This window comes from Trinickia symbiotica, assembly GCF_003028655.1.
In the GTDB taxonomy this organism is placed as follows: Bacteria; Pseudomonadota; Gammaproteobacteria; order Burkholderiales; family Burkholderiaceae; genus Trinickia; species Trinickia symbiotica_A.
Genome location: NZ_PYUC01000002.1, coordinates 308,697 through 333,590, shown reverse-complemented (window position 1 = coordinate 333,590; position 24,894 = coordinate 308,697). Strand labels below are relative to the sequence as shown.

Below are 24,894 nucleotides of genomic sequence, written 5' to 3'. Positions count from 1 at the left end.
CGCTCGTTGAAGGGGCTGTCTCCGTACCGTCGGTGCGCCGGTTCAGTGCACCGTCATCAATGCACCGTCATCAGTGCGCCGTCATCAGTGCGCCGCCGATGCCGCCGCGCTGGCCGAGCCGCCGCCGGCTCGCTCCGGCCGCGTGATCCAGATGAGGCCGATCAGCACGATAAAGATGACCGCCGACAGATAGAAGAGGTCATTGACGGCGAGCTGCGCGGCTTGCTGCGTCACGAGCCGATCGAACAGCCCGTACTGCTGCGAAGGATCCGTGCCCGTCGCCGCACCCATTTGCGCCATCGATTGCGTGAACGTCGGATCGAACGTGCTCGCGCGCTCGGTCAGCTGCGCGTGATGGAAGCTCGTGCGATGGTCCCAGGCCGTCGTGAAGATGGACGTGCCGATGCCGCCGCACATGATGCGGACGAAATTCGACAGCCCCGAAGCGGCCGCGATTCGATGACCGGGCAACCCGGACAGCGTGATGGACACGAGCGGAATGAAGAACCCGGCCATGGCGATGCCTTGCACGAGTGTCGGCAGTGTGAGCGACCACGTATCGACACCCGTCGTGTAGCGTGAGCGCATCCAGAAGCAAAGCGCGAACACACAGAAAGCGGCCGTCGCGATCCGGCGTGGATCCATGCGCGGCATGAACTTGCCCGTCAACGGAGAAAGCATGATCGCGAAGACGCCCACCGGTGCCATGACGAGGCCGGCGTCGGTCGCGGTATAGCCGATGTCGGTCTGCAGCCAGAGCGGAAGCAGCACGAGATTGCCGAAGTAGAGCCCATAGCCGATCGAGAGCGCGACCGTGCCGCCCGTGAAATTGCGCTTCTTGAAGAGCGACAAATCGACGACGGGATGCTCGGCTGTCAGCTCCCAGACGACGAAGAACGCAAAGCCGATCAGCGCCGTCAGCGCGAGGGCGACGACCGTCGCCGACGAGAACCAGTCGAGGTCCTTGCCCTTGTCGAGCATGACCTGCAGCGAGCCGACCCATATCACGAGCAGCGCGAGCCCCACCGTATCGATCGGTGCCTTCTTCACGAGCGACTCACGCTTGCGGAAGATCGCCCACGTCGCAATGGCCGCGACCACGCCGACGGGAATGTTGACGTAGAAGATCCAGGGCCACGAGATGTTGTCGGAAATCCAGCCGCCGAGAATCGGGCCGGCGACGGGCGCGATCAGCGTCGTCATGGACCACATCGAGAGCGCGAGCGGCGCCTTCGCGCGGGGATAGCTCGCGAGCAGCAGCGTTTGCGAGAGCGGGATCATCGGCCCGGCCACGGCGCCCTGAATCACGCGCGAAACGAGCAGGAAAGGCAGCGTCGGCGAAAGGCCGCACATCCACGAGGAGACGACGAACAGCACGATCGACGCGAGAAAGAGCCGCACCTGTCCGATGCGATCGGTCAGCCAGCCCGTGAGCGGCACCGAGATCGCGTTGGCGACGGCGAACGAGGTGATGACCCACGTGCCCTGGTCCGACGAGACGCCGAGGTCGCCCGAGATGGTCGGGATCGACACGTTCGCGATCGACGTATCGAGCACGTTCATGAACACGGCGAGCGAGACGGCCACGGTGCCGATCGCGAGCTGCGCACCGCTTAACGGCGGATGCGTGACTTGCTGCTGAGCCATTGCGCTTTCTCTTTCGATAGGAGTTCGTTCGCGCGCTTACATCAACGACGCGCCGCTTGCGACCTTGGCGGCCGTGCCGCGCGCCGCGGGCACCTTCGCTTGCGCGGCCGGCACGTTCGCATTCGGGCCGGCATTCTCGGCGATGATGCGCGCGATTTCGGCATCGGCCTCGTCGCCGTACTTCTTGAATACGTCCGTCTGATAGACCGTGTTCAGCGCATTGCCGAGCTGGCTGCCGTTGTCGTTCTTGATGTCGACGTCGACCTGCATCGAAAGGCCGATGCGCAGCGGATGCGCCTGCAATTCCTTGGGGTCGAGCGCGACGCGCACGGGCAGGCGCTGCACGACCTTGATCCAGTTGCCGGTCGCGTTTTGCGCGGGCAGCAGCGAGAATGCCGAGCCCGTGCCGGCCGAGAACCCGACCACGGTGCCGTGATAGACGACGGACGAGCCATAGACATCGGCGGTCAGCGTCACGGGCTGGCCGATGCGCATATGCTTGAGCTGCACTTCCTTGAAGTTCGCGTCGACCCAGAGCGAGCTGAGCGGCACGATGGCCATCAGCGCCGTGCCCGGCGACACGCGCTGGCCGACTTGCACCGAACGCTTCGCCACATAGCCGGTCACGGGCGCGGGCAGCACGTTGCGCGCGTTGTTCAAATAGGCGTCGCGGACCCTCGCCGCGGCGGCGAGCACGTTCGGGTGCGTCGCGATCGTCGTGTTGGCGGTCAGCGCGCGGTTCGAGGCGAGCTGTTGCTGGGCCCCGTCGAGCGCGGCCTGCGCGGCTTTTACGGCGTCGCGCGCGTGCGAGATTTCCTCTTGCGAGACCGCACCGGTCTGCGCAACGGTCAGGCGACGGCGCAAGTCGTCCTGCGCGCGCGAAAGATCGGCCTGGCGCTCGGCGACCTGCGCCCGGTATTGATCGTTGTTGACGAAAATGCCGCGAACCTGGCGCACGGTCTGCGCGAGGTTGGCCTCGGCCTGCTGCAGCGCGACGCGCGCATCGGCGCCGTCGAGCACGACGAGCGGATCGCCCACCTTGACGTTTTGCGTATCGTCGGCATTGACGGCGATGACGGTCCCCGTCACCTGCGGCGTAATCTGGACGACGTTGCCGTTCACATAGGCGTCATCGGTCGCCTCGTGGTAGCGGGCGACGAGGAAGTAGTAGAGGCCGTACGCGATCGCGGCGACGATGATCACGCCGACGAGCAGCAACATCAAAAATTTGCGCTTGCCGTTGCCCGACGGCGGCGTTTGCGCTTGAGTGGGCGCGGCGGATTGTTGGGTCTCGCTCATGGAAATGCTCTCCGGTTCTCGGGTCTCGCCTCGGGCCTGTCAGGCCCTTTTGCTCTGAGGTTCGAGTGGTCGAATTTCAGTTATCGATCTTGGGTTCGTATTGTTCGCTCGTCGGCGACGGGGACGGCCACGCCGGCCGCCTGTGCGTCGAAGCCGCCGCCGAGCGCCTTGATCAGGGCGAGCTGCAGGTCACGACGCCGCATCTTCAGGTTCGTCACTGTCTGCTCCGCGGCGAGCCGATTGTCGTCGGCGGTCAGCACCTGCAACTGCGGCGACAGGCCGGCCTTGTAGCGAATCACGGCGAGCCGGTACGCCTCGGTCGACGCGTCGAGCGCCCGCTGCGCATCGCCCATCTCACGATCGATCGCACGGATCGACGCCACCTGCGTCGCCACGTCCGAAAGCGCGTTGACGAGCGTCTGGTTGTAGTTGGCCACGTCGAGGTCGAAATCGGCGTAGCGACCCTTGAGTTGCGCGCGCAACTCGCCCGCGTCGAAGATCGGCAGGTGAATCGCGGGACCCGCCTGGATCTGGCGGCTTCCGGCCGTCAAAAAGCGGCTCCACCAGAACGTGTCGAAGCCGAGCGTCGCGGCCAGATTGATGTCGGGGAAGAACTCCGCTTTCGCCTCCTTGACGTCGTGCAACGCTGCTTCGATTTGCCAGCGGGCCCCGACGATGTCGGGCCGGCGCGAGACGAGATCGGCAGGCAGATTGTCGGGCAGCGTCACGGCGCCGCCCGGCGACAGCACAGGCTCGGCGATCTGCAGCCCGCGGTCGGGCCCCTTGCCGAGCAGCGCCGCCAACTGATAACGCACCGATGTAATCTGGCCGTCGAGATCGGAGAGGTTGGTCTGGCTCGTCGCGATGTTGCCGAGCGCGGTCTGCTTTTCGACGTTCGTGTCGAGGCCGGCCGTGACGCGCCCGTTCGTGATCGCGCTGACGTCCTTGCGATTGGCGATTTCGCGCACCGCGATGTCGCGCAATGCATAGAGCTGTGCCAACTGGTTATAGGCCCTCCCCACCGACGAAGCAAGCGTGATGCGCGCTTCCTGCAAATCGGCCTCGGCGGCTTTTTCCTGCGAGACGGCTGATTGAAGCCGCGCACGATTCTTGCCCCAGAGATCGAGGTCCCAGGACGCGCTTGCCAGCAGATTGTTATCCGAGAACCAATTTCCGCCGTAGGGCGGGGGATAAAGGCCGTTCGCGGACAAGCGCTCGCGCGTGTATGAATAGCTGCCGTTGACCTTCGGGGAGAGATTCGAGCGCGAACTCTCGATGAACGACTGCGCCTTGGCGATACGAGCCTGCGCCTGAGCGATCGTGGGATTGCCGTCGAGCGCCTCGGCGATCAGCTTCGGCAACTGCGGATCGCCGAACTGGCTGGCCCAGTCGAGCGAGGGCCATTGCCCGCCTTCGGACGGCAGGCTTTGCCGCGTCTCGAAGCTCGTGGCCGGCTGAGGGGTCTTGTCGCTCTTGATGCCGGCGTAGTTGGCACAGCCGGCGAGCACGAGCGCCGCTACCGCCGCGGCTAGCCCGCCGCGACGGCCGAATCGACTTGACGAATGCGGAAGAGATGTCATTGCACCGCCCTTTGTTGGAATTGGAGTCATGGACATTGCTCGCCCGTGTTCGCGAGGATGCGTCTCAGCATGGTCTTCAGAAATCCGACTTCCTCGGGCGTGAAGCCGGCCAGCGCTTTCTCGGTCACCTCGCCGAAGAGCTCGGGCATGCGCGCCGCGATCGCATAGCCTTCGTGCGTGAGCTCGAGACGCACGGCCCGGCGGTCCTCGCTGCTGCGCACGCGCGAAATGAGCTTGCGCTTCTCGAGGCGATCGATGAGCCGTGTGACCGCGCTCGCGTCGATGCCGTAGTGACGGGCGAGATCGGCGGCGAGCTGGCAGCGGCCCGTGCCGATCATGAAGAGCATGCTGCCCTGCGTGCTCGTGATGCCGAGCTCGCTCATCGTACGCTGCGTCACGAGGTTCGAGAGATTCGACTTCGTGCGTGCGAGGAGGTAGCCGACGGCCTCCTCGAGCTGGAAGTCGCAGACCACGCGCGGCACGGGATTCGACGAATTCGTCATGTCAGTTTTCATGAGATTGCAATAGTTGCCTAGGCATGATTTTAGCCAAAAAAACCTGCCTCGGCAACTATTTCATTGCACGAGCACAGCGATGGACGACGTCCGCCGGCCAGCCGGCGCATTAAACGAACGCGGAGAAGGCGTATTCTCGCAGCTGGCGAAAAAGTCTGCTCGCAACTGCGCATCAATGCCGTTGCGCCGGCGGATCGCGCAGCAACAATCCCCGTCATCCGGGCGTGCTATACTTTCTAGTTCTCCAAAGTGCGTGCTCAGTCGTGCGCGCAACCTTCAGATCCGCCTCCTATGACTCGCGCCCTCCGCAACATCGCAATCATTGCCCACGTCGACCATGGCAAGACCACGCTCGTCGACCAGCTGCTCCGCCAATCGGGCACGTTCCGCGACAATCAGCAGATCGCCGAGCGCGTGATGGACTCGAACGACATCGAGCGTGAGCGCGGCATCACGATCCTCGCCAAGAACTGCGCGGTCGAATATGAGGGCACGCACATCAACATCGTCGACACGCCGGGCCACGCCGATTTCGGCGGCGAGGTCGAGCGCGTCCTCTCGATGGTCGATTCGGTGCTGCTGCTCGTCGATGCCGTCGAAGGCCCGATGCCGCAGACGCGCTTCGTGACGAAAAAGGCGCTCGCGCTCGGCCTGAAGCCGATCGTCGTCGTCAACAAGATCGATCGGCCCGGTGCGCGCATCGACTGGGTCATCAATCAGACTTTCGACCTCTTCGACAAGCTCGGCGCGACGGAAGATCAACTCGACTTTCCCATCGTCTACGCATCGGGGCTCAATGGCTATGCGTCGCTCGACGCGAGCGCGCGCGAAGGCGACATGCGTCCGCTCTTCGAGGCGATTCTCGAGCACGTGCCGGTGCGCCCGGCCGATCCCGAGGCGCCGTTGCAGCTCCAGATCACGTCGCTCGATTACTCGACCTACGTGGGCCGCATCGGTGTCGGCCGCATCACGCGCGGGCGGATCAAGCCGGGCCAGCCGGTCGTCGTGCGCTTCGGCCCCGAAGGCGAAGTGCTGAACCGCAAGATCAATCAGGTGCTGTCGTTCAGCGGGCTCGAGCGCGTGCAGGTCGAAGAGGCCGAGGCGGGCGATATCGTGCTCGTGAACGGCATCGAGGATATCGGCATTGGCGCGACGATCTGCGCGCCCGATACGCCGGAAGCACTGCCGATGATCACGGTGGACGAGCCGACGCTGACGATGAACTTTCTCGTCAACTCGTCGCCGCTCGCGGGCAAAGAGGGCAAGTTCGTCACGAGCCGGCAGATTCGCGACCGTCTGATGCGCGAGCTCAATCACAACGTGGCGCTGCGTGTGCGCGACACGGGCGACGAGACGGTTTTCGAAGTCTCGGGCCGCGGCGAGCTGCACCTCACGATCCTCGTCGAGAACATGCGCCGGGAAGGCTACGAGCTCGCCGTTTCGCGTCCGCGCGTCGTCATGCATGAAGTCGACGGCGTGAAGCACGAACCGTACGAGCTGCTGACCGTCGACGTCGAAGACGGCCACCAGGGTGGCGTCATGGAGGAGCTCGGCCGCCGCAAGGGCGAGCTGCAGGACATGGCCTCCGATGGCCGCGGCCGCACTCGGCTCGAGTATCGGATCCCGGCGCGCGGCCTGATCGGCTTTCAGGGCGAATTCATGACGCTCACACGGGGCACGGGCTTGATGAGCCATGTGTTCGACGAATACGCGCCCGTCAAGGACGGCTCGCTCGGCGAGCGGCGCAACGGCGTGCTGATTTCGCAGGACGACGGCGCGGCCGTCGCCTATGCGCTCTGGAAGCTGCAGGATCGCGGCCGCATGTTCGTGAAGCCGGGCGACGCGCTTTACGAGGGCATGATCATCGGCATTCACAGCCGCGACAACGATCTCGTCGTCAATCCGATCAAGGGCAAACAGCTCACGAACGTGCGCGCCTCGGGCACGGACGAGGCGGTCCGACTCGTGCCGCCGATTCAGCTCACGCTCGAATACGCGGTCGAATTCATCGACGACGATGAACTCGTCGAAGTCACGCCGCAGTCGATTCGTCTGCGCAAGCGCTATTTGAAGGAGCACGAGCGTCGCCGCGCGAGCCGCGAGGCCGTGCTCGACTGATCGTCCACGTTTCACCCAATGATGAAAAAAATGACAAAAAGCCGCTCATTGAAGCGGCTTTTTGTCGTTCGCGCAGCACAGTTGTCCCGATATGGAACACCCTTATGTGCTATGCTGCGCGTTGCTAGTTTTAGGTCCTTCCAAGCAAGACTTGATTCGCGCAATCCGCTAAACGGTCAGGCCGTGTCGCGGAAGGTTGAGTAACCCGCTATTTCTCGAGAAGCTCGAAGAAAAGTGAGCGTAAACATGATGAAGCAATTTCAGCTGAACTCGTATCTGTTCGGCGGCAATGCTCCGTACGTCGAAGAACTGTACGAGCAGTATCTGGACAATCCGGCATCGGTGCCGGAGAACTGGCGCGGATATTTCGACGCGTTGCAAAACGTTCCCGCCTCGGACGGCACGAACGCGAGCGACGTGGCCCACGGCCCCATCGTCGAATCGTTCGCCCAGCGCGCCAAGGCCAACGCGTTCATCCCGCGCGAAGCCGGCGAGAATCTCTCCACCGCGCGCAAGCAAGTCCACGTTCAGTCCCTCATCAGCGCCTATCGCTTCCTCGGCTCGCAATGGGCTAATCTCGATCCGCTGAAACGGCGCGAGCGCCCCGCCATCCCCGAACTCGAACCCGCGTTCTACGACTTCACCGAAGCCGATCTGGACCAGACATTCAGCGCGGGCAACCTCTACTTCGGCTTCGAGCAGGCATCGCTGCGCGAGATCGTGAAGGCGCTGCGCGACACCTACTGCGGCACGATCGGCGCCGAGTTCATGTACATCGGCGATCCGGAGCAAAAGCGCTGGTGGCAGGAGCGGCTCGAATCGATCCGCGCCACCCCGAATTTCCCGGTCGAGAAGAAAAAGCACATTCTCAACCGTCTGACGGCCGCCGAAGGCCTCGAACGTTATCTGCACACGCGCTACGTCGGCCAGAAGCGCTTCTCGCTCGAAGGCGGCGAGAGCTTCATCGCGGCCATGGATGAAGTGGTTCATCACGCGGGTGCGAAGGGCGTGCAGGAAATCGTCATCGGCATGGCCCACCGCGGCCGCCTGAACGTGCTCGTGAATACGCTCGGCAAGATGCCGTCCGATCTGTTCGCCGAATTCGAAGGCAAGCATGTCGACGATCTGCCGGCCGGCGACGTGAAATACCACAAGGGCTTCTCGTCCGACGTCTCGACCGAAGGCGGCCCGGTTCACCTGTCGCTCGCGTTCAACCCGTCGCACCTCGAAATCGTCAATCCGGTGGTCGAAGGCTCGGCGAAGGCGCGCATGGACCGCCGCGGCGACGACCAGGGCGCGCAAGTGCTGCCCGTGCAGATTCACGGCGATGCCGCGTTCGCGGGCCAGGGCGTCGTGATGGAAACGCTGAATCTCGCGCAAACGCGCGGCTACGGCACGCACGGCACGCTGCACATCGTCATCAACAACCAGATCGGCTTCACCACGTCCGATCCGCGCGATGCGCGCTCGACGCTCTATTGCACGGACGTCGTCAAGATGATCGAAGCGCCTGTGCTGCACGTGAACGGCGACGATCCCGAAGCCGTCGTGCTCGCCACGCGCCTCGCGATCGATTTCCGGATGCAGTTCCAAAAGGATGTCGTCGTCGACATCGTCTGCTTCCGCAAGCTCGGCCACAACGAACAGGACACGCCGGCCGTCACGCAGCCGCTGATGTACAAGAAGATCGCCCAGCATCCGGGCACGCGCGCGCTCTACGCCGAAAAGCTCGTGCAGCAGGGCGTGATCCGCGCCGAAGACGTCGATGCGTTCGTGAAGGCGTATCGCGAGGCGATGGACCAGGGCCATCACACCATCGATCCGGTGCTCTCGAACTACAAGAGCAAGTACGCGGTCGACTGGGTGCCGTTCCTGAACCGCAAGTGGACCGACGCGGCCGATACGGCCGTTCCGCTCGCCGAGCTCAAGCGCCTCGCCGAGCGCATCACGACGGTTCCCGACAACTTCAAGGTCCATCCGCTCGTCGAGCGCGTCATCAACGATCGTCGCGCGATGGGTCGCGGCGACGCTCCGCTCGATTGGGGCATGGGCGAGCACCTCGCCTATGCGTCGCTCGTGGCGTCGGGCTACGCGGTGCGCCTCACGGGTCAGGACTCGGGCCGCGGCACGTTCACGCACCGTCACGCGGTGCTGCACGATCAGAACCGCGAGCGCTGGAACGACGGCACGTACATCCCGCTGCAAAACGTCGCCGACGGTCAGGCGAAGTTCGCCGTCATCGACTCGGTCCTCTCCGAGGAAGCCGTGCTCGGCTTCGAATACGGCTACTCGACGGCCGAGCCGAATACGCTCGTCGCCTGGGAAGCGCAGTTCGGCGATTTTGCGAACGGTGCGCAGGTCGTGATCGACCAGTTCATCTCGTCGGGCGAAGTCAAGTGGGGCCGCGTGTCGGGCCTGACGATGCTGCTGCCGCACGGCTATGAAGGGCAGGGCCCCGAGCACTCGTCGGCGCGCATCGAGCGCTACTTGCAGCTTTGCGGCGAGAACAACATGCAGGTCGTGCAGCCGACGACGCCCGCACAGGTGTTCCACCTGCTGCGCCGCCAGATGATCCGCCTGTTCCGCAAGCCGCTCATCGTCTTCACGCCGAAGTCGCTGCTGCGCCACAAGGAAGCCGTCTCGGATCTGTCGGAACTCGCGAGTGGGGCGTTCCAGACCGTCATCGGCGAAGTCGATGCGGGCATCGACGCGAAGAAGGTGAAGCGTGTGCTCGCTTGCTCGGGCCGTGTCTACTACGACCTCGTCGCGCATCGCCGCGAAGCGAAGGCGAACGACGTCGCGATCGTTCGTATCGAGCAGCTCTATCCGTTCGCGCACAAGCAGTTCGAAACGGAAATGAAGAAGTACGACAACGCGACGGAAGTGGTGTGGGTGCAAGACGAGCCGCAAAACCAAGGCCCGTGGTTCTACATCGAGCATCACTTGCGGGAAGGCATGAAGGAAGGGCAGAAGCTGGCCTACAGCGGACGTCCGGCTTCGGCCTCGCCAGCGGTCGGTTACTACGCGAAGCACTACGAGCAACAGAAGGCGCTCGTCGAAGGCGCGTTCGGCCGCTTGAAGAGCGCATCGATCGCTAAATAACGAAATGAACGGAATCGGGAAAGCGTTACGACGCTTTCCCGTGTCGTTTGGCGTATCCGCGAATGAGCGGGCGCAAGCGCCACGGATCCGATTCGCGCACCCACACTAGATACGAGTTTCAGGAAAATCAAATGGCTATTGTTGAAGTCAAGGTCCCGGTCTTCTCGGAGTCGGTTTCGGAAGGCACGATGCTGCAATGGAAGAAGAAGCCGGGTGAAGCCGTCTCGCAGGACGAAACGCTCGTCGAGATCGAGACCGACAAGGTCGTGCTCGAAGTGCCCGCTCCGTCGGCAGGCGTTCTTTCCGAGGTCGTCGTTAGCGATGGCGAGACCGTGACCTCCGAGCAACTGCTCGCGAAGATCGACACGGAAGCGAAGGCCGGCGCCGCCGCCGCGCCCGCAGCCGCCGCCGCGCCGGCCGCCGCCGCCGCACCGGCGCCCGCTGCGGCACCGGCCGGGGCCACGGCAGGCACGCCCGCGTCGCCCGCCGCGAACAAACTGATGGCGGAAAACAACCTGTCGGCCGGCCAAGTCGCCGGCACGGGCCGCGACGGCCGCATCACGAAGGGCGACGTGCTCGCCGCGAATGCACCGGGCGCTGTGACGGCCAACCGCGTGGCACCGGCCCCCGCGCCGGCCGCGCGTGCCGCCAAGCCGGCGCTGCCGGAGGTCAAGGCGCCCGCCTCGGGCGAGGCCTGGCTCCAGAATCGCCCCGAGCAGCGCGTGCCGATGTCGCGTCTGCGTCAGCGTATCGCCGAGCGTCTGCTCGAGTCGCAGCAGACGAACGCCATCCTGACGACGTTCAATGAAGTGAACATGGCGCCGGTGATGGACCTGCGCAACAAGTACAAGGACAAGTTCGAGAAGGAGCACGGCGTGAAGCTCGGCTTCATGTCGTTCTTCGTCAAGGCCGCCGTTCACGCGCTGAAGAAGTTCCCGCTTGTCAACGCGTCGATCGACGGCACGGACATCGTCTATCACGGCTACTTCGACATCGGCATCGCCGTCGGCTCGCCCCGCGGCCTCGTCGTGCCGATCCTGCGCAACGCCGACCAGTTGAGCCTTGCCGAGATCGAGAAGAAGATCGCCGAGTTCGGCCAGAAGGCCAAGGACGGCAAGCTGTCGATCGAGGAAATGACGGGCGGTACGTTCTCGATTTCGAACGGCGGCGTGTTCGGCTCGATGCTCTCGACGCCGATCATCAACCCGCCGCAGTCGGCGATTCTCGGCGTGCACGCCACGAAGGAGCGCGCGGTCGTCGAAAACGGCCAGATCGTGATTCGCCCGATGAACTATCTCGCGCTGTCGTACGATCACCGCATCATCGACGGCCGCGAAGCCGTCCTGTCGCTCGTCGCGATGAAGGATGCGCTCGAGGATCCGGCCCGCCTGCTGCTCGACCTGTAAAAGAGGATACCCATGTCCCAACAATTTGACGTCGTCGTGATCGGCGCGGGCCCCGGCGGCTATATCGCCGCCATCCGCGCGGCGCAGCTCGGCAAGACCGTCGCCTGTATCGAAAAGTGGAAGAACCCGGCCGGCGCGCTGAAGCTCGGCGGCACGTGTCTCAACGTCGGTTGCATTCCGTCGAAGGCGCTGCTCGCGTCGTCGGAGGAGTTTGAGAACGCCTCGCATCATTTGGAGCAGCACGGCATCGACGTCGAGGGTGTCAAGATCGACATCGCGAAGATGATGTCGCGCAAGGACGGCATCGTCGAAAAGATGACGAGCGGCATCGAATACCTCTTCAAGAAGAACAAGATCACGTGGCTCAAGGGCCACGGCAAGTTCGTCGGCAATAGCGACGCCGGCTTGCGGATCGAGGTGAGCGGCGAAGGCGAGCCTGAAGTCGTCGTCGCGAAGAACGTCATCATCGCGACGGGCTCGAAGGCGCGTCACCTGCCGAACGTACCCGTCGACAACAAGATCGTGGCCGACAACGAAGGCGCACTGGCTTTCGATGCGGTACCGAAGAAGCTCGCCGTGATCGGCGCGGGCGTGATCGGGCTCGAGCTCGGCTCGGTCTGGCGCCGGCTCGGCGCCGACGTGACGGTGCTCGAGGCGTTGCCGCAGTTCCTCGGCGCCGCTGACGAAGCGGTCGCCAAGGAAGCCGCGAAGCTCTTCAAGAAGCAAGGCCTCGATATCCATCTCGGTATCAATATCAACGAGGTGAAGACGACGGGCGAGGGCGTCACGATTGCCTATACCGATAAGGACGGCAACGCGAAGACGCTCGAAGCCGATCGGCTGGTCGTCTCCGTCGGGCGCGTGCCGAACACGGACAATCTTGGCCTCGAATCGATCGGGCTCAAGGCGAACGAGCGCGGCTTCATCGACGTCGACGATCACTGCCGCACGACGGTGCCGAACGTCTATGCGATCGGCGACGTCGTGCGCGGGCCGATGCTCGCGCACAAGGCCGAAGACGAGGGTGTGATGGTGGCCGAGCTCATCGACGAGCAAAAGCCGCATATCGACTACAACTGCATCCCTTGGGTCATTTACACCGAGCCTGAGATCGCGTGGGTCGGCAAGACCGAGCAGCAGTTGAAAGCGGAAGGCCGCGAGGTCAAGACCGGACAGTTCCCGTTCTCGATCAACGGCCGCGCGCTCGGCATCGCCAAGCCTGACGGGTTCGTCAAGATGATCGCCGACGCGAAGACGGACGAGTTGCTCGGCGTGCACATCATTGCGGCGAACGCCTCGGATTTGATCGCCGAAGCTGTCGTGGCGATGGAGTTCAAGGCGGCCTCGGAAGATATCGGGCGTATTTGCCATCCGCATCCCTCGCTGTCCGAGGTGATGCGCGAGGCGGCGCTCGGCGTCGAGAAGCGCTCGCTCAACAAGTAAGCATCTCTCATAGGCGTGCGGCGGCGTGTGGCGGCGGCTCGAGGGCCGCTGCACTCGCCCGCGTCTTCATTGTTGCTGCGCGCGAAGGCGGGCGGGGTGCTTCCCGTTCGCCTTCGTGCTTTCCAGTGCGCGATGAACGTCACCGAATATTACGAAAACGAGCTTACGCAGCGCGGCTATAGCGCTGATGACGCGCAGCTACGAGCCATCGAGCGCCTCCAGCGATGCTATTCCGAATGGGTGGCCTACAAGGCACGGCGCTCGAACGCATTGCGCAAGCTGATCCTGCATCCGGAGTTGCCGCGCGGCGTCTACATGTGGGGCGGTGTGGGGCGCGGCAAGAGCTTCCTGATGGATAGCTTCTATGCGGTCGTGCCGCTGCAGCGCAAGACGCGCCTCCATTTTCACGAATTCATGCGCGAGGTGCATCGCCAGCTCGAGGAATTGAAGGGGCAGGCCGATCCGCTCGACGAGCTCGCGCGACGCGTGGCAAAGCGCTATCGGCTCATCTGCTTCGACGAGTTCCACGTCTCCGATATCGCCGATGCGATGATTCTCTATCGGCTCTTGAAGGGCCTGTTCGAGAACGGCGTGCAGTTCGTCATGACGTCGAACTATGAGCCCGACACGCTCTATCCCGAGGGCTTGCACCGCGACCGCGTGCTGCCCGCGATCGAGCTTCTGAAGGCGCAGCTCGACATCGTCAACGTGGACGCGGGCGTCGATTACCGCCGGCGCACGCTGGCGCAGGTGGCCGCCTACCACACGCCGCTCGGCGCCGCTGCCGACCGTGCGCTGCGCGCCGCTTTCGCGCAATTGGCCGCGGTGCCCGACGAAAGCCCGATTCTCCATATCGAAAAGCGTGAGCTCAAGGCGTTGCGGCGCGCGGACGGCGTCGTATGGTTCGATTTCGCGACGCTTTGCGGCGGCCCGCGTTCGCAGAACGATTATCTCGAGCTGGCGACGCGCTTCCATACGGTCATCCTCTCCGAAGTGCCGCAGATGTCGCCGCGCATGGCATCGGAAGCGCGCCGCTTCACGTGGCTCGTCGACGTCCTCTACGACCACAAGGTCAAACTGCTGATGTCGGCGGCCGTGCCGCCCGAGGTGCTCTATGTCGACGGGCCGATGGCAAACGAATTCGCCCGGACGGTGTCGCGCATCCTGGAAATGCAATCGCGCGAGTATCTCGAAGCGCCGCGGCGGCTCGTCGATACGTCGTTGACCTGAGCTTGGACGAGCGCCCGGCGAACGCGGCGCGCCGAGAACGGCCTACGCCGATTTGCACATTCAGAATATTCTGATACTCGCCGGCGCGGTCGGGGCATATCTTGCTTCCTGTTCTCACGGAGGAGGCGCTCATGACCCCTTATCGCGATATTACCGACGAACAGTGGCACGGCGTGGTCGCGCTGTTTCCTGAGCATCAGCGGCGCGTGCAATCGCGCGGGCGTCCGCTTGCCGATACGCGCGCCGTGCTCAACGGCGTCCTTTGGGTGATTTACAGCGGCGCGGCCTGGTCTTCGCTGCCGAGCCGTTACCCTTCCTACCAGACGTGCCACAGGCGCTTCAAGAGCTGGTATCTGTCCGGCGTCTTCAGGCGCGTGCTCGATCAGCTCTATGGCGATGCGGCGAAGGTTCTCTGCGAGTCGATGCAGTTGCGCATGCGCGTGAACACCAAGCCACGGAAGGATGCCACACCGCCTTTTACGAGAGTCGATCCCTCGACGCTTGCGTATCTCACTTCCATGCAGCAGGCAGCTTGAGGGCACGCGTCACATGATTTCGAGCCGAGCGCGGCGCTGCCGGTGCGAGCGCCGCGTTCGAGCGTTGCTCGCGAATGCTCAGTTTTGCGCCTGCGCCGCGGCGCTATCGCTCTGGCGGTTCCATGTCTGGGAGCGGCCCAGCAGCGAGACGCCAATGTAACCGCGGACGACGAGCTTCTGGCCGCCCTCCTCGAGGTGCATCTTGCAACGGTAGACCTTCCCATTTTCGGGATCGAGGATGTTGCCGCCGTCCCAGTGGTCGCCGTCTTGTTTCATCTCCTTGATGATCGTCATGCCAAGGATCTTCTGATCCTTGCGGTCATCGGTGCATTCGGTGCAGCGGCGATCGGGCGAATCGGCTGGGTTCAAGCCCTTGATCACTTTGCCCGACAGTGTGCCGTCGTCGTTCTTCGTGATCTGCACGAGTGCTTTCGGCTGGTGAGTGTGATCGTCGATGGTCTGCCATACGCCGACGGGGCTATCCGTCGCCGTGTCGGCAAACGCCGTGGCGGTGCTCGTCAGCAGCAAGCCAGCGAGTGCTACACCTAAGCCCATGCGCCGCATTGCTGCATGCGCGATTGCTTCGCCATCGTTTTTCCAATGTGCCATGTCTTCCTCCCTTGGGTCGATCCTTTGTCAGCGCTGCCGCGCGCCAGCTCATCGGCTTTAACGCGGCGCTTCTCTTCTTTTCTTTTTTGCTTCGAATGTGCGCAGGATACGCGCTGGCGATCGGTCATCGCCTAAAGTGGATGCTCTAATCTGATCTCGATTGTTCTCGCATGGGCATCCCGTTGCGGCCGGCCGAGCACCATTGCCGGCGCCACTGCGCTCAAAAGAGCTGATAAGAAAACGTCGCATTGATGCGCGGGCTGCGTGACGGGCTCTCGATCGGCGCATCGGCGACGGCTTTCGCAATCGAGAGATCGAGGCTGTAGTGCTTGCTGTCGCTGATGCGCAACCCGAGCGAGACCGATGAGAGCTTATTTGGCGACGGCGCGCCGGAGTGCAGATAAACGCGCGCCATATCGAACGAAACATAGGGCGTGAATGTCTGCAGGTAACGCATGCCGATTGCGATAGGTCGATTGACCTCGAATGAGGCGCCCCAGCCGGAATCGCCCGAGGCTTCACCCGGTTGGTAGCCTTGCGCGAAGCGTTGCGCGCCGAAGGCGATCTGTTCCGACGTCGGGAGCGAATCGGGGCTGTATTGGCCCGTGAAAGATACGGCGGTTCCAATTTTCAGCGGCCACTGATTCGTCTGGGAGAAACTCACGCCGGTGCGCACGAATGTCAGCGATACGGGATTCGTCTCGATAGCGCCCGGAACGTTCGTGTCGCCCGACTTCGAAGCGCCGAGGATGTCGAATGCCTTCGCGACGTTCACGCTCGCACGGCGCACTTGATTCGTCTCGACTTCGGTGTAGTCGATCTGGGCCTGCACGACGCGGACTTGCGAGCGAAGTCCGATTTCGGCGCCGTTGAGCGTGTTGAGGTAGCTGTTCTCGTCGTGCGAGGCGTAGCCGCTCACCGTGCCGATGACTTTGTGCGCGTTGCTGAGAAAGAGCGGATAGGCGGCCGACACCCCGAGCTTGTCGTTGACGACGGTGCGTTGGACGTATGACGGCAAGCCCGGATTGTCGACAGGGTTCCCGTGGTAGTGCGATGCGTCGACGCGCGCAACGAGGCCGTTACTCCCGATCGGCAACGCGCCGCTCGCGGCGTAATACGTTTGATTGTCACGCCCCTTCGGCACGAGCGCCGACACGCTCAACTGCTCCCCGAGCGAGGTGAGGCTCGTCTCAGTCGCCGTGACGAGGCCCTGCACGCCGGGATGGTGGAAGTCGATCCCCGTGCCGACGTTGAACGGTTTGCGATCGACGTTGAGATCGAGCGTTGTCGCGCCGTCCGTCGTTTTCGGCGGAGGCACCGTGGCCGCGACGGTGATGCCCGGCAGCAGTCCGAGCGTATTGATATAGCGCTCGAACGTCGCGCGCCGCAATGGCCGCTCATTGCGGATGTGTTCCGCGATCTCGCGGATCTTGCGCTCCGCGCGGCCCGGCTTTCCCGTCACGTTGATCGAGGCGACGTATCCTTCGACGACCGTCACGCGCACGACGCCGTTTTCGAACGTTTGCGCGGGAACGAATGCGAACGAGAGCGCGTATCCGCGCTGCTGATAAAGCTTCGTGACATCGTTGGCCGTCTCGATCAGCTGGCCGACCGTGATGTCCTTGCCAACGAGCGGTGTGAAGCGTTGAGCAACGTCGGAGAACGGGATCGCCTTCACGCCGTCGATTTGAATCTTCGAAGGCGTCAGATGCGTGGCGAGCAACTGCTGAAGCTGAGACGTTTGCTTTTCGACCTGAACGGTCACGTTTGGCGATGTCCGCGGCTCGGCGACCTGCGGCAACGCCTGCAGCGGATTTCCGGTGACCGGCGCGCCTCCCGTCGGCGTGCCGGTAATGCCGCCCGGCAACGCGCCGCCCGGCGCCGGCCTCGTTTGTGCGTTCGCCGTCATCGTCGCACTCGCCGCGATCAGCACGAGCGCGATCGTTTGATTAGTATTCCTAACCATTTTTATTCCTCGTTTGGCCGTATTTTTGTTGAGTCTTCTTTGTTCGTTCTGTGCTCTCTCGGCTCCGGCTCTTGTGCCGAGCCGGTGCATGCTTCGCTCGCTCTTGCGTCGCGAAGTAAGCGTGCTTCGTCATCAGCTTTGCCGGCACGCGAGAGAGCGACGTGCCGGCTCTACCTCTTTCGAGCGTTACCTGAGCATCACGGCAATTTGCCGAGCGGCAGGCCGTTGCCGAGCAGTGAGCCGAGCACGCCGCCGACGCTCGATCCGCCACCCGAGGCGGAGCCCGTCAGCGAGCCGACCGCGCTCGTGAGGCCGCCGAGCGGATTCGATCCGCCCGCCGAGCCTCCGCCGATCGGCGAGGTGACCGCGCGCGGGCCGCTGCTCGAGCTGCCGAGCAGCCCGCCAAGCAGCGGTAGCGACGCGCTCGTTGCCGTGCTGGAAGTGGTGCCGGCGGGGACCGTCGTGTTCGAGCTGCCCACGAGACTCGTGATCAGCCCGGGGATGGGCGCGACACCGTTCGGCGCCTGCGGATCGACGAGCCCGCCGGCATTCGTTACCGTTTTGCCGACGCTCGTCACGAGCTGACCGAGGTCGCCGCCGAGCAGGTTCGGCGAGGTGGTGCTGCTCAGTTGCGCGCCGGCGGCCTGCACGGCGCCGCCGATTTGACCGAGGAGATTGGCGGTTGGCGCACCGAGGCCGGTCGTCGTGCCCACGGCCTGGGTCGTCTGGCCGAGCGTGATGACGAGCGGCGTGATGGCGCCGCTGACGGGCTGGGTGACCTGCTGGACGGCCGGCGAGGCGAGCTGGCTGCCGAGGATTTGACCTGCGGCATCGACGCCGTTGGCGGCCGTGTAAAGAGCCCCGGCGGTCGGTGTCGTGACCGGCGAGAGCGCCGACAGGTTGCCGGTGCCGAGCGCATCGACGGCCGCGGCCGCGCCTGCGATCACGCCGCTCGTCGAGCTGACGGTCGAACCCAATCCGGCCGCCGTGGTGCCGACTGGATCGGAGACGGTGCCTGTTTGCCCGAGGCCGCTCGCGAGCGCGTTGGCGGCGCTGTCGATCACCGAGCCCGTCGCGCCGACTGAGTTGCCGAGGCCTTGCGTGACGCCCGGGCTCACGCCTGGAATCGTCGTCGCTGCGATCGTGCTGCCGAGATCGGTGGCCGTCTTGCCGACCGTCGTCACCGTGCCCTGGGTGCCTTGCGAATTCGTCGTCTGCTGCGAGCCGCCGCCGCTATTGCTGTTCGTGCTGGGGCCGGTGGAAGCGGGCAAGCTGGTGCCGTCGTCGGCGCATGCGGCCAGCAGGCAAGCAAAGGCAATAGCGGTGAGCGGCGCGCGCCATGCCGTGGTGCGTGCAGTGCGAACGAATGAACGATGCGATTTGAACATGATGTGCTCCTCGTGGTCTGCTGCCGCGCGCGTTGCTTGATTGGGCGCACGCAGGGAAATGGCGGGCTTCGTCTTTCGTGCTTCGTGCCCGCCGAAGGCCGGATGTGCCAGGCCGCAAACATCTCGCGGCCGGCGGCTCGCGCGGCCGCTACGCCGCTACTTCTTGCCAAGGGCGCCCGTCAGCGCGCCGGTCAGCGAGGTCAGGCCCGAAAACGGGTTCGTCTGCCCCGTGGCGCCTGCGCCGACCGTATTCGTCAGCGCGCCGGTGACGCTCGACAGCAAGCCGGTGACCGGCGCGAGCGGCGAACCGCTCTTCGAAGTGCCGCCTCCAGCGCCGCCCGCTGCGTTCCCCAACGTGCTCGTGAGCGCGGTGACGGTACCCGTGACCGGCGCGAGCGGGTTGCCTCCGCCTGCCGTTCCGCTGCCTGCCGTGCTGGTGATCGAACTGACCGCTCCCGTGACCGGGGCGAGAAGATTGCCCGCGCCACTCGCGCCGCCAAGCGCGCCGCTCACGCTCGAAAGCGTGGTGCCGAGCGCGCCCAACGGATTCGAGCCCGTCGTTCCTCCTGTTAGTCCACCCAGCACGCCGGTGATCGGCGCGAGCGGGTTGCCGCTCGCGCCACCCGTGGTGAGGCCGCCGACCGCCGCTACCGTGTTGCCCGTCGCCGACAGGACGCCGCCGACGCCGGTGGTCACGGCGTTGCCGCCGCCCGCGGTCGCCACGGTTGTTCCCGCCTGACTGAGTGCATTGCCCGTCGTCGTCAGTAGGTTCGAGAACTGCGGGCCGACGCCCGTCGTCGTTCCTACGTTCTGCGTCGTTGTGCCGAGCGTCGACGTGATGGGCGTGATCGTCGTGCTGAGCTGTTGCGTGAGTTGCTCGACCGGGCCGGTCGACAACGCGTTGCCGAGCGTCGCGCCCGCGTTCGTCACCGCGCCGCCGACGGTCGACAAGGCGGTGCCGAGCGGCGTGGTGACGGGTGAAAGCGGCGAGAGCGCACCGCTCGAGCCGACGCTCGTGACGAAATTGCCCGCATCCGTGACGGCGTTGCCGAGCTGGCCCACCGTCGGACCTGTGCTCGCGACGGTGGTGCCGATCGGATTCTGGGTTGCGCCGAGTTGACCGAGCCCCTGCGAGACGCCGTTGCCGAGCGTCGACACAGCGGCGCCCACGCTCTGGACGACGCCGCCGAGGTCTTGCGTCGTTTGGGCGCTGACGCCCGGCAGGCTTTGCGAGCCGATCGTCGAGCCGATGCCCGAGACCGTGGAGCCCGCGGCGCTCACGATTCCGCCTGCATCGCCGACGGCTTTGCCGACGGCATTGGCTTGAGGCGTGGGTGTCGGCGTCGGTGACGGGGAAGGAGAAGGCGACGGGCTGGGCGATGGACTCGGCGATGGCGATGGGGTGCCGTTCGCGCCGCCCGTCGTCGAAAGCGTCTCTCCCGATCCGCCTCCATTCGCACCAAGACCCTGGCTCAAACTGCCCGAGCCTCCGCACGCCGTGAGAGTCAATGCGACGGCTATGGCCGTGGCCGTCGACGTAATCCTGAGTACCCCGTCACTCGTTGGAATCCGCATGATGTCGCTCGCTTGTCATTGGTTGAGATTGCTGCGAGCCCCCGGTCTGCAAGCCCCATGCCAATTGGACGTATAAAACGCGTGCGCTCAAAAGCGCGGATCGAAGCTGTGCCCGTCGTTAAAGGCTTTGGAGGATAAAAAGCGTAGCGGGGCGAACGGAGTGGGCGGATCGTGGCGGCTGTTTTTATGGGCTCGTTTGGATGCGCGTAACGTAACGACTAATAGCCTTGTTACTACGCGGGAACGTAACGTTGCCGAAGGGGGCTAGTAATTTAGTGGTTTTAATCTAAACTGGCGTGACTCCCAACTTAGGGGGTGCCAAGCCGCGATACAGAAGGGTAAAGTCGCGATGTATCGTTTGCCGCAGGCCGGATTCGCCCGAGCAAGGGTCCTGATAGAACGGAGGCTGCTATCGATTCCTTTCGTTTGCGTTGCTTCGACTAGACCTGTACCACCAACCATCCATAAGCGGTGGGGCGTCGACAAGAATTCGCATGATGGGGTAATACCAGCGGAGGCATAGCACGCGTGAAGCGCGTCTGGCCGGCGGGGACGCGCCCTTAAGAATCGATTTCGCACGCCCACGGCAAGATTTGCGAGGAATGCAGAATGGCCAGCTTGATCCGTCGGTTTATCAAGGAAGAACGGGGTGTCACCGCGATCGAATATGCTTTGATTGCGGGGCTTGTTGCGATAGCGATCGTTACCTCGTTGGGTACGCTTAGTTCAAGCCTATCCACGGCATTTACAAACATCGCGGGCTACATAACCGTCCAGGCGAAAAGCTCGGGCTCCGGTTCCGGTACATGATCTGGCTCCGGCGCCACACCATGATGCAGTAAGTCGATCAATCCCAAAGAATGGTTTCAGCGAATGCTTCATTGGATTGTCGATTGCCGCTTCCCCTTTTATTTTGCATTTGTTGAGTTTTATTAAATGCCGATCGCGCCCGGAGCTATCGTCTTTACCGCATGGGCTGCGGCCGTTGCGATTTGGGATTGCCGGACGCGTCGCGTTCCCAATGCATTGGCGGTCGTTGGCCTCGCGGTTGCCTCGGCTTGCTCGCTCATGCGGATGAGTCCGTTCGGCATCACCGCCGTGCAAGCGGCGCAAGGAGCGGCGCTCGGCTTTCTCGCCGTGTTGCCGTTCTTTCTGATGCGCGTGATGGGGGCCGCGGACGTGAAGGTGTTCGCTGTGCTTGGCGCGTGGTGCGGCGTTCGCGCGCTCATCGATCTTTGGTGCATGGCGAGCATCGCTGCCGCGCTGCATGCGGTTACGCTGCTCGTCGCGGCTCGCATGCCTATGTCGGCGCTTTGGCGTCGGGGCCAGCCGACGTTCACGGTCGGAACGCGGCGCGGGGCCCCTTACGCGGCGCTGCTCGTGGCCGCCGCCGGGCTGCTGATGGTCGGTCGTCGGCTCGCCGGGGGGCACGCATGAGGCGCCTGCGACGGGACGGTCGTCATTCGGCGGCGGCGCGCGGTTCAGCGGTCGTCGAATTCGCGCTGATTTTTCCGTTGCTCTTCGCGATGCTGTATGGCCTCGTCACCTACAGCGTGATCCTCGTCGCCCAACAGAACCTTACGCTCGCGGCTGAGGAAGGCGCGCGCGCGGCGCTCAACTACCAGAACGCTTCGAACGCGGGTGCGGCACTAGCCGCGCGCGGGCAGACCGCATGCACGGTGGCGAGCAAGGCTGCCGCCTGGCTTGCCGCCAATGCAACGTGCTCGGCACAGGCGAGCACGTGCAGCTACGACGCGACGATGGACTGCATCGAGCTCACGCTGAGCTATGACTACGCGGGCCATCCGCTCGTGCCGACGCTGCCGCTCCTCAGCCTTGCGGTGCCGCGTACGTTGACGAGTGCGGCGACGGTACAGGTCAACCCGGAAAACCTACTTTGAAACGCGCGACATGGTGAACGTCACGAAGATTCTGGCCGGTGCGCTGATCGCGGCGGCGCTCGTTCTTGGGCTCTTCGCCTGGACGTTGAGCCGCCGTCCCGTGCAGCCGTCGCCTCTCGCGCGCGTCGCGCCGACGGCGCAGGTTACGTTTCCTGTCGTCGTCGCGGCTCGCCGGTTGCCCGCTGGGCAAGCGATCGGCACCGATGCGCTTCGGATCGAACGGCTGCCTGTGCGGCCGAGCGGCACCTTCGGGCAAACCGAACTGCTGGCGAAGCGCGTGCCGCTCGCCGATATCGAGCCCGGCACGCCGGTATTCGACGTCCAGTTGTCGTCTGGCTTCGCCGAACAGGTCGAGCCCGGCCAGCGCGCGGTGGCCGTGCGCGTGGACGATGCCAGTGCCGTCGGTGAGCGCGTGCGTCCGGGCAACTTCGTCGATGTCTTCCTGACGCTGAAGCGCGAGAGCGGCGGGGCCGACGCACATTCGGAAATCACGCGCTCGCAAGCGCGGCTGCTTCTTTCGCGCGTGCGCGTGCTCGCGTACGGCGATTCGCTGCCGGGCGGCGGCAATCCGGGCGAGCGCGCGGTCCATTCGCGGACCGCCGTGCTGGCCGTGCCGACTGCCGAAGTGGACCGCCTTGCGCTTGCCGATAGCGCGGGCCACCTGCTGCTTGCGTTGCGCAATCCGCGCGATGACGAGATTGCCGATCCGAAGTGGTTCGCGCAGCCCGGTGCGGGATCAGCGTCGAGCGGGCGCGCGGACCCGACGCCTTCCTCGCTCGCGGCGGCCGGCGTCACGCTGAGCGCGCTCTCGGGCAGCGAGGGAACGCGGGCGGCCCAGCCGGCGGTTCGTCATGCGGGCGGCGCCGGTGAGCGACAGATCGAAGTGATACGAGGGGGGCGCGCCGAAACGCTCGCTTATTGAGGCGAGCGGGGCGAACGGCGGCGCGTGCGCCGAGACGGGCGGCAGATCGGTGGCGGGCTTCGAGGACCCGCGCCGATTCGACGGCGGTCGACGAGAACACTAAACAGCAAAAGGCCTGACGCGAGGGGCCGATTACATGGCAAGCATATTGGCGGTGAGGAGACGGGGCGCGTCCGCATGCGCCGTCGTATGCGGAATCGCACTCGCGTTGGGCCCGAGTGTGGCGGGCGCGGCTTCGCTCGCGGGCACGGCGACGCAAGCAGCAGAGGCAATGGAGGCAACGGACGCATCGGGCGCATCGGGCGCATCGGGCGCATCGGGCGCGGGCGCCAACGAAGACGCTCATGCGGCGCGGCGGACGATCTCGCTCACAGTGGGAGACCAGCGGCAGATCGGAACGGGAGGACCGCTCGCGCGCGTTGCAATCGGCGATCCGGCGGTAGCCGACGTCCTCGTCGTGAAGGGCGGTGCGCAAAATGGCGCCGTCTTGCTCGTCGGCAAATCGGCCGGCACGACGAATTTGATGCTATGGACGAAAGGCCGCCCGGCCCCGACGACTTACGCCGTGGAGGTCCGCCCGGGTCTGGCCGCGGCGCTGCTCGACAGTTCCACGCCGCGCGTGAGAACGCTCGGCGCCGAGACCCTCGTTTCGGGTGCCACGCCGACGATGCAGTCGCATCAGCGCGCGCTCGCCACGGCAAGGGCCGCGAAGGGCAAGGGCGATGGCAATGTGACCGATATTTCGACGATCGCGACGCCGGGCGTCGTGCAGGTCGATGTGCGAGTCGTGGAGTTCAGCCGGACGGTGCTCAAGCAAGCGGGGTTCAACTTCGCTCGCCAAAACAACGGCTTTTCGTTCGGCACGTTCAGTCCATCGACGCCGACGAGCGTGACGGTTCCGCCGACGCAGGTTTCACCGGCGACGAGTACGCAGATCGGCCCCGCGATCACGTCGTCGATCTCGTCGGCCTTCAATCTCGTTTTCAGCTCGGCTACGCACGGCATTTTTTCGGATTTGAGCTTGCTTGAAAGCAACAACCTCGCGCGTGTGCTGGCCGAGCCGACGCTAGTCGCCCTTTCCGGGCAGAGCGCGAGCTTTCTCGCAGGCGGCGAGATCCCGGTGCCGGTGCCCGAAGGTCTCGGCACGACGTCGATCGAATACAAGCCGTATGGCGTCGGGCTGACGCTGACGCCGACCGTACTGAGCCCCACGCGCATCGCCCTGAAAGTGGCGCCTGAAGCGAGCGAGCTCGATTTTCAGAACGCCGTCACGATCAACGGTGTTTCGGTGCCCGCCATCACGACGCGCCGCGCCGATACGACGGTCGAGCTCGGCGACGGCGAAAGCTTCGTCATCGGCGGACTCGTCGATCGCGAGACGCGTTCGAACGTCAGCAAGGTGCCGTTGCTCGGTGATCTGCCGATCATCGGCGCCTTCTTCAAGCAGCTCAACTATTCGCAAAGCGACGAGGAGCTCGTCATCATCGTCACGCCGCATCTCGTGTCGCCGCTGGCGAAGGGCGCGCGTTTGCCGGCGACGCCGGGCGAGCAGACGGAGCAGCGCAACGCGCCGGTGTGGCGCAGCTATCTCGGCGGCGCGCTCTCGCGCGATGCCGGGCCGGGGTTTTCGCAGTGAACGCGGCGCCATGAAGGTGCG

At 64.5% G+C, this 24,894-nt stretch carries 19 protein-coding genes; 11 read left to right on the top strand and 8 right to left on the bottom strand.

From position 1 onward, the window contains the following. Nucleotides 1-84 precede the first annotated feature (84 nt). The 4 genes from C9I57_RS04965 to C9I57_RS04950 form a co-directional block, all read right to left on the bottom strand. Complete coding sequence (locus tag C9I57_RS04965) at nt 85-1,647, bottom strand: DHA2 family efflux MFS transporter permease subunit (protein WP_107149529.1); 1,563 nt, start codon at nt 1,645-1,647, stop codon at nt 85-87. Nucleotides 1,648-1,683: 36 nt separating this feature from the next. Beyond that, on the bottom strand, nt 1,684-2,946 hold the full coding sequence (locus tag C9I57_RS04960; RefSeq protein ID WP_107149528.1) for an HlyD family secretion protein: 1,263 nt from the start codon (nt 2,944-2,946) through the stop codon (nt 1,684-1,686). A gap of 80 nt (nt 2,947-3,026) precedes the next feature. After that, nucleotides 3,027-4,526: an efflux transporter outer membrane subunit gene (locus C9I57_RS04955; protein ID WP_107149527.1), complete on the bottom strand. Its 1,500-nt coding sequence runs from the start codon at nt 4,524-4,526 to the stop codon at nt 3,027-3,029. Nucleotides 4,527-4,552: 26 nt separating this feature from the next. Then, the gene (locus C9I57_RS04950) at nt 4,553-5,029 is read right to left on the bottom strand and encodes a MarR family winged helix-turn-helix transcriptional regulator (RefSeq protein ID WP_107149732.1); all 477 of its coding nucleotides are present in this window, start codon (nt 5,027-5,029) and stop codon (nt 4,553-4,555) included. Nucleotides 5,030-5,332: 303 nt separating this feature from the next. Here C9I57_RS04950 and typA point away from each other — a divergent pair, with 303 nt between their 5' ends. The 6 genes from typA (at nt 5,333) to C9I57_RS04920 (ending at nt 14,876) form a co-directional block, all read left to right on the top strand. After that, entirely contained in the window at nt 5,333-7,159 is a 1,827-nt protein-coding gene (gene typA / locus C9I57_RS04945; protein WP_107149526.1) for a translational GTPase TypA, read from the top strand. Nucleotides 7,160-7,405: 246 nt separating this feature from the next. Beyond that, a complete protein-coding gene (locus C9I57_RS04940) occupies nt 7,406-10,261 on the top strand; it encodes a 2-oxoglutarate dehydrogenase E1 component (RefSeq protein WP_107149525.1) in 2,856 nt (951 codons plus the stop codon). Between the two features lie 131 nt (nt 10,262-10,392). After that, complete coding sequence (odhB, locus tag C9I57_RS04935; protein WP_107149524.1) at nt 10,393-11,667, top strand: 2-oxoglutarate dehydrogenase complex dihydrolipoyllysine-residue succinyltransferase; 1,275 nt, start codon at nt 10,393-10,395, stop codon at nt 11,665-11,667. 12 nt (nt 11,668-11,679) lie between these two features. Beyond that, nucleotides 11,680-13,110 carry a dihydrolipoyl dehydrogenase gene (gene lpdA / locus C9I57_RS04930; protein ID WP_107149523.1) on the top strand — a complete coding sequence of 477 codons (1,431 nt, stop codon included), beginning with the start codon at nt 11,680-11,682 and terminating at the stop codon, nt 13,108-13,110. Between the two features lie 132 nt (nt 13,111-13,242). Beyond that, nucleotides 13,243-14,340, top strand: a complete 1,098-nt coding sequence (gene zapE, locus C9I57_RS04925; protein ID WP_107149731.1) for a cell division protein ZapE — start codon at nt 13,243-13,245, stop codon at nt 14,338-14,340. A 131-nt stretch (nt 14,341-14,471) separates the two neighbouring features. Next, complete coding sequence (locus C9I57_RS04920; protein ID WP_107149522.1) at nt 14,472-14,876, top strand: transposase; 405 nt, start codon at nt 14,472-14,474, stop codon at nt 14,874-14,876. Between the two features lie 78 nt (nt 14,877-14,954). Here the strand turns inward: C9I57_RS04920 and C9I57_RS04915 are convergent, their stop codons facing one another. The 4 genes from C9I57_RS04915 to C9I57_RS04900 form a co-directional block, all read right to left on the bottom strand. Further along, nucleotides 14,955-15,440, bottom strand: coding sequence for a DUF2147 domain-containing protein (locus C9I57_RS04915; protein ID WP_107149730.1), 486 nt, complete (start codon nt 15,438-15,440; stop codon nt 14,955-14,957). Nucleotides 15,441-15,705: 265 nt separating this feature from the next. Then, nucleotides 15,706-17,451 carry a ShlB/FhaC/HecB family hemolysin secretion/activation protein gene (locus C9I57_RS04910; RefSeq protein ID WP_107149521.1) on the bottom strand — a complete coding sequence of 582 codons (1,746 nt, stop codon included), beginning with the start codon at nt 17,449-17,451 and terminating at the stop codon, nt 15,706-15,708. Between the two features lie 197 nt (nt 17,452-17,648). Further along, nucleotides 17,649-18,839 (bottom strand): collagen-like triple helix repeat-containing protein, encoded by a 1,191-nt coding sequence (locus tag C9I57_RS04905; protein ID WP_258187504.1) that lies wholly within the window; start codon nt 18,837-18,839, stop codon nt 17,649-17,651. Between the two features lie 156 nt (nt 18,840-18,995). Next, nucleotides 18,996-20,414, bottom strand: a complete 1,419-nt coding sequence (locus tag C9I57_RS04900) for a collagen-like triple helix repeat-containing protein (protein WP_258187503.1) — start codon at nt 20,412-20,414, stop codon at nt 18,996-18,998. Nucleotides 20,415-21,023: 609 nt separating this feature from the next. Here C9I57_RS04900 and C9I57_RS04895 point away from each other — a divergent pair. From C9I57_RS04895 to C9I57_RS04875, 5 genes are all read left to right on the top strand, one after another. Then, complete coding sequence (locus C9I57_RS04895; protein ID WP_107149518.1) at nt 21,024-21,224, top strand: Flp family type IVb pilin; 201 nt, start codon at nt 21,024-21,026, stop codon at nt 21,222-21,224. A gap of 126 nt (nt 21,225-21,350) precedes the next feature. Beyond that, nucleotides 21,351-21,851 (top strand): A24 family peptidase, encoded by a 501-nt coding sequence (locus C9I57_RS04890; protein WP_107149517.1) that lies wholly within the window; start codon nt 21,351-21,353, stop codon nt 21,849-21,851. Beyond that, nucleotides 21,848-22,315 (top strand): TadE/TadG family type IV pilus assembly protein, encoded by a 468-nt coding sequence (locus C9I57_RS04885; protein ID WP_107149516.1) that lies wholly within the window; start codon nt 21,848-21,850, stop codon nt 22,313-22,315. The genes C9I57_RS04890 and C9I57_RS04885 overlap by 4 nt, the downstream gene beginning before the upstream one ends. A gap of 10 nt (nt 22,316-22,325) precedes the next feature. Beyond that, complete coding sequence (gene cpaB / locus C9I57_RS04880) at nt 22,326-23,237, top strand: Flp pilus assembly protein CpaB (protein WP_107149515.1); 912 nt, start codon at nt 22,326-22,328, stop codon at nt 23,235-23,237. A gap of 271 nt (nt 23,238-23,508) precedes the next feature. Beyond that, on the top strand, nt 23,509-24,873 hold the full coding sequence (locus tag C9I57_RS04875) for a type II and III secretion system protein family protein (protein ID WP_440130179.1): 1,365 nt from the start codon (nt 23,509-23,511) through the stop codon (nt 24,871-24,873). The last annotated feature ends 21 nt before the right edge of the window (nt 24,874-24,894 follow it).

What these genes read in the sequence shown, in the direction of transcription:
- C9I57_RS04955 (WP_107149527.1), bottom strand. Translation starts at nt 4,526, where the DNA reads ATGACATCTCTTCCGCATTCGTCAAGTCGATTCGGCCGTCGCGGCGGG.
- zapE (WP_107149731.1), top strand. Translation starts at nt 13,243, where the DNA reads ATGAACGTCACCGAATATTACGAAAACGAGCTTACGCAGCGCGGCTAT.
- C9I57_RS04950 (WP_107149732.1), bottom strand. Translation starts at nt 5,029, where the DNA reads ATGACGAATTCGTCGAATCCCGTGCCGCGCGTGGTCTGCGACTTCCAG.
- C9I57_RS04910 (WP_107149521.1), bottom strand. Translation starts at nt 17,451, where the DNA reads ATGGTTAGGAATACTAATCAAACGATCGCGCTCGTGCTGATCGCGGCG.
- C9I57_RS04890 (WP_107149517.1), top strand. Translation starts at nt 21,351, where the DNA reads ATGCCGATCGCGCCCGGAGCTATCGTCTTTACCGCATGGGCTGCGGCC.
- C9I57_RS04960 (WP_107149528.1), bottom strand. Translation starts at nt 2,946, where the DNA reads ATGAGCGAGACCCAACAATCCGCCGCGCCCACTCAAGCGCAAACGCCG.
- lpdA (WP_107149523.1), top strand. Translation starts at nt 11,680, where the DNA reads ATGTCCCAACAATTTGACGTCGTCGTGATCGGCGCGGGCCCCGGCGGC.
- C9I57_RS04905 (WP_258187504.1), bottom strand. Translation starts at nt 18,839, where the DNA reads ATGTTCAAATCGCATCGTTCATTCGTTCGCACTGCACGCACCACGGCA.
- C9I57_RS04885 (WP_107149516.1), top strand. Translation starts at nt 21,848, where the DNA reads ATGAGGCGCCTGCGACGGGACGGTCGTCATTCGGCGGCGGCGCGCGGT.
- C9I57_RS04895 (WP_107149518.1), top strand. Translation starts at nt 21,024, where the DNA reads ATGGCCAGCTTGATCCGTCGGTTTATCAAGGAAGAACGGGGTGTCACC.
- cpaB (WP_107149515.1), top strand. Translation starts at nt 22,326, where the DNA reads ATGGTGAACGTCACGAAGATTCTGGCCGGTGCGCTGATCGCGGCGGCG.
- typA (WP_107149526.1), top strand. Translation starts at nt 5,333, where the DNA reads ATGACTCGCGCCCTCCGCAACATCGCAATCATTGCCCACGTCGACCAT.
- C9I57_RS04965 (WP_107149529.1), bottom strand. Translation starts at nt 1,647, where the DNA reads ATGGCTCAGCAGCAAGTCACGCATCCGCCGTTAAGCGGTGCGCAGCTC.
- C9I57_RS04940 (WP_107149525.1), top strand. Translation starts at nt 7,406, where the DNA reads ATGATGAAGCAATTTCAGCTGAACTCGTATCTGTTCGGCGGCAATGCT.
- C9I57_RS04915 (WP_107149730.1), bottom strand. Translation starts at nt 15,440, where the DNA reads ATGCGGCGCATGGGCTTAGGTGTAGCACTCGCTGGCTTGCTGCTGACG.
- C9I57_RS04920 (WP_107149522.1), top strand. Translation starts at nt 14,472, where the DNA reads ATGACCCCTTATCGCGATATTACCGACGAACAGTGGCACGGCGTGGTC.
- C9I57_RS04875 (WP_440130179.1), top strand. Translation starts at nt 23,509, where the DNA reads ATGGAGGCAACGGACGCATCGGGCGCATCGGGCGCATCGGGCGCATCG.
- C9I57_RS04900 (WP_258187503.1), bottom strand. Translation starts at nt 20,414, where the DNA reads ATGCGGATTCCAACGAGTGACGGGGTACTCAGGATTACGTCGACGGCC.
- odhB (WP_107149524.1), top strand. Translation starts at nt 10,393, where the DNA reads ATGGCTATTGTTGAAGTCAAGGTCCCGGTCTTCTCGGAGTCGGTTTCG.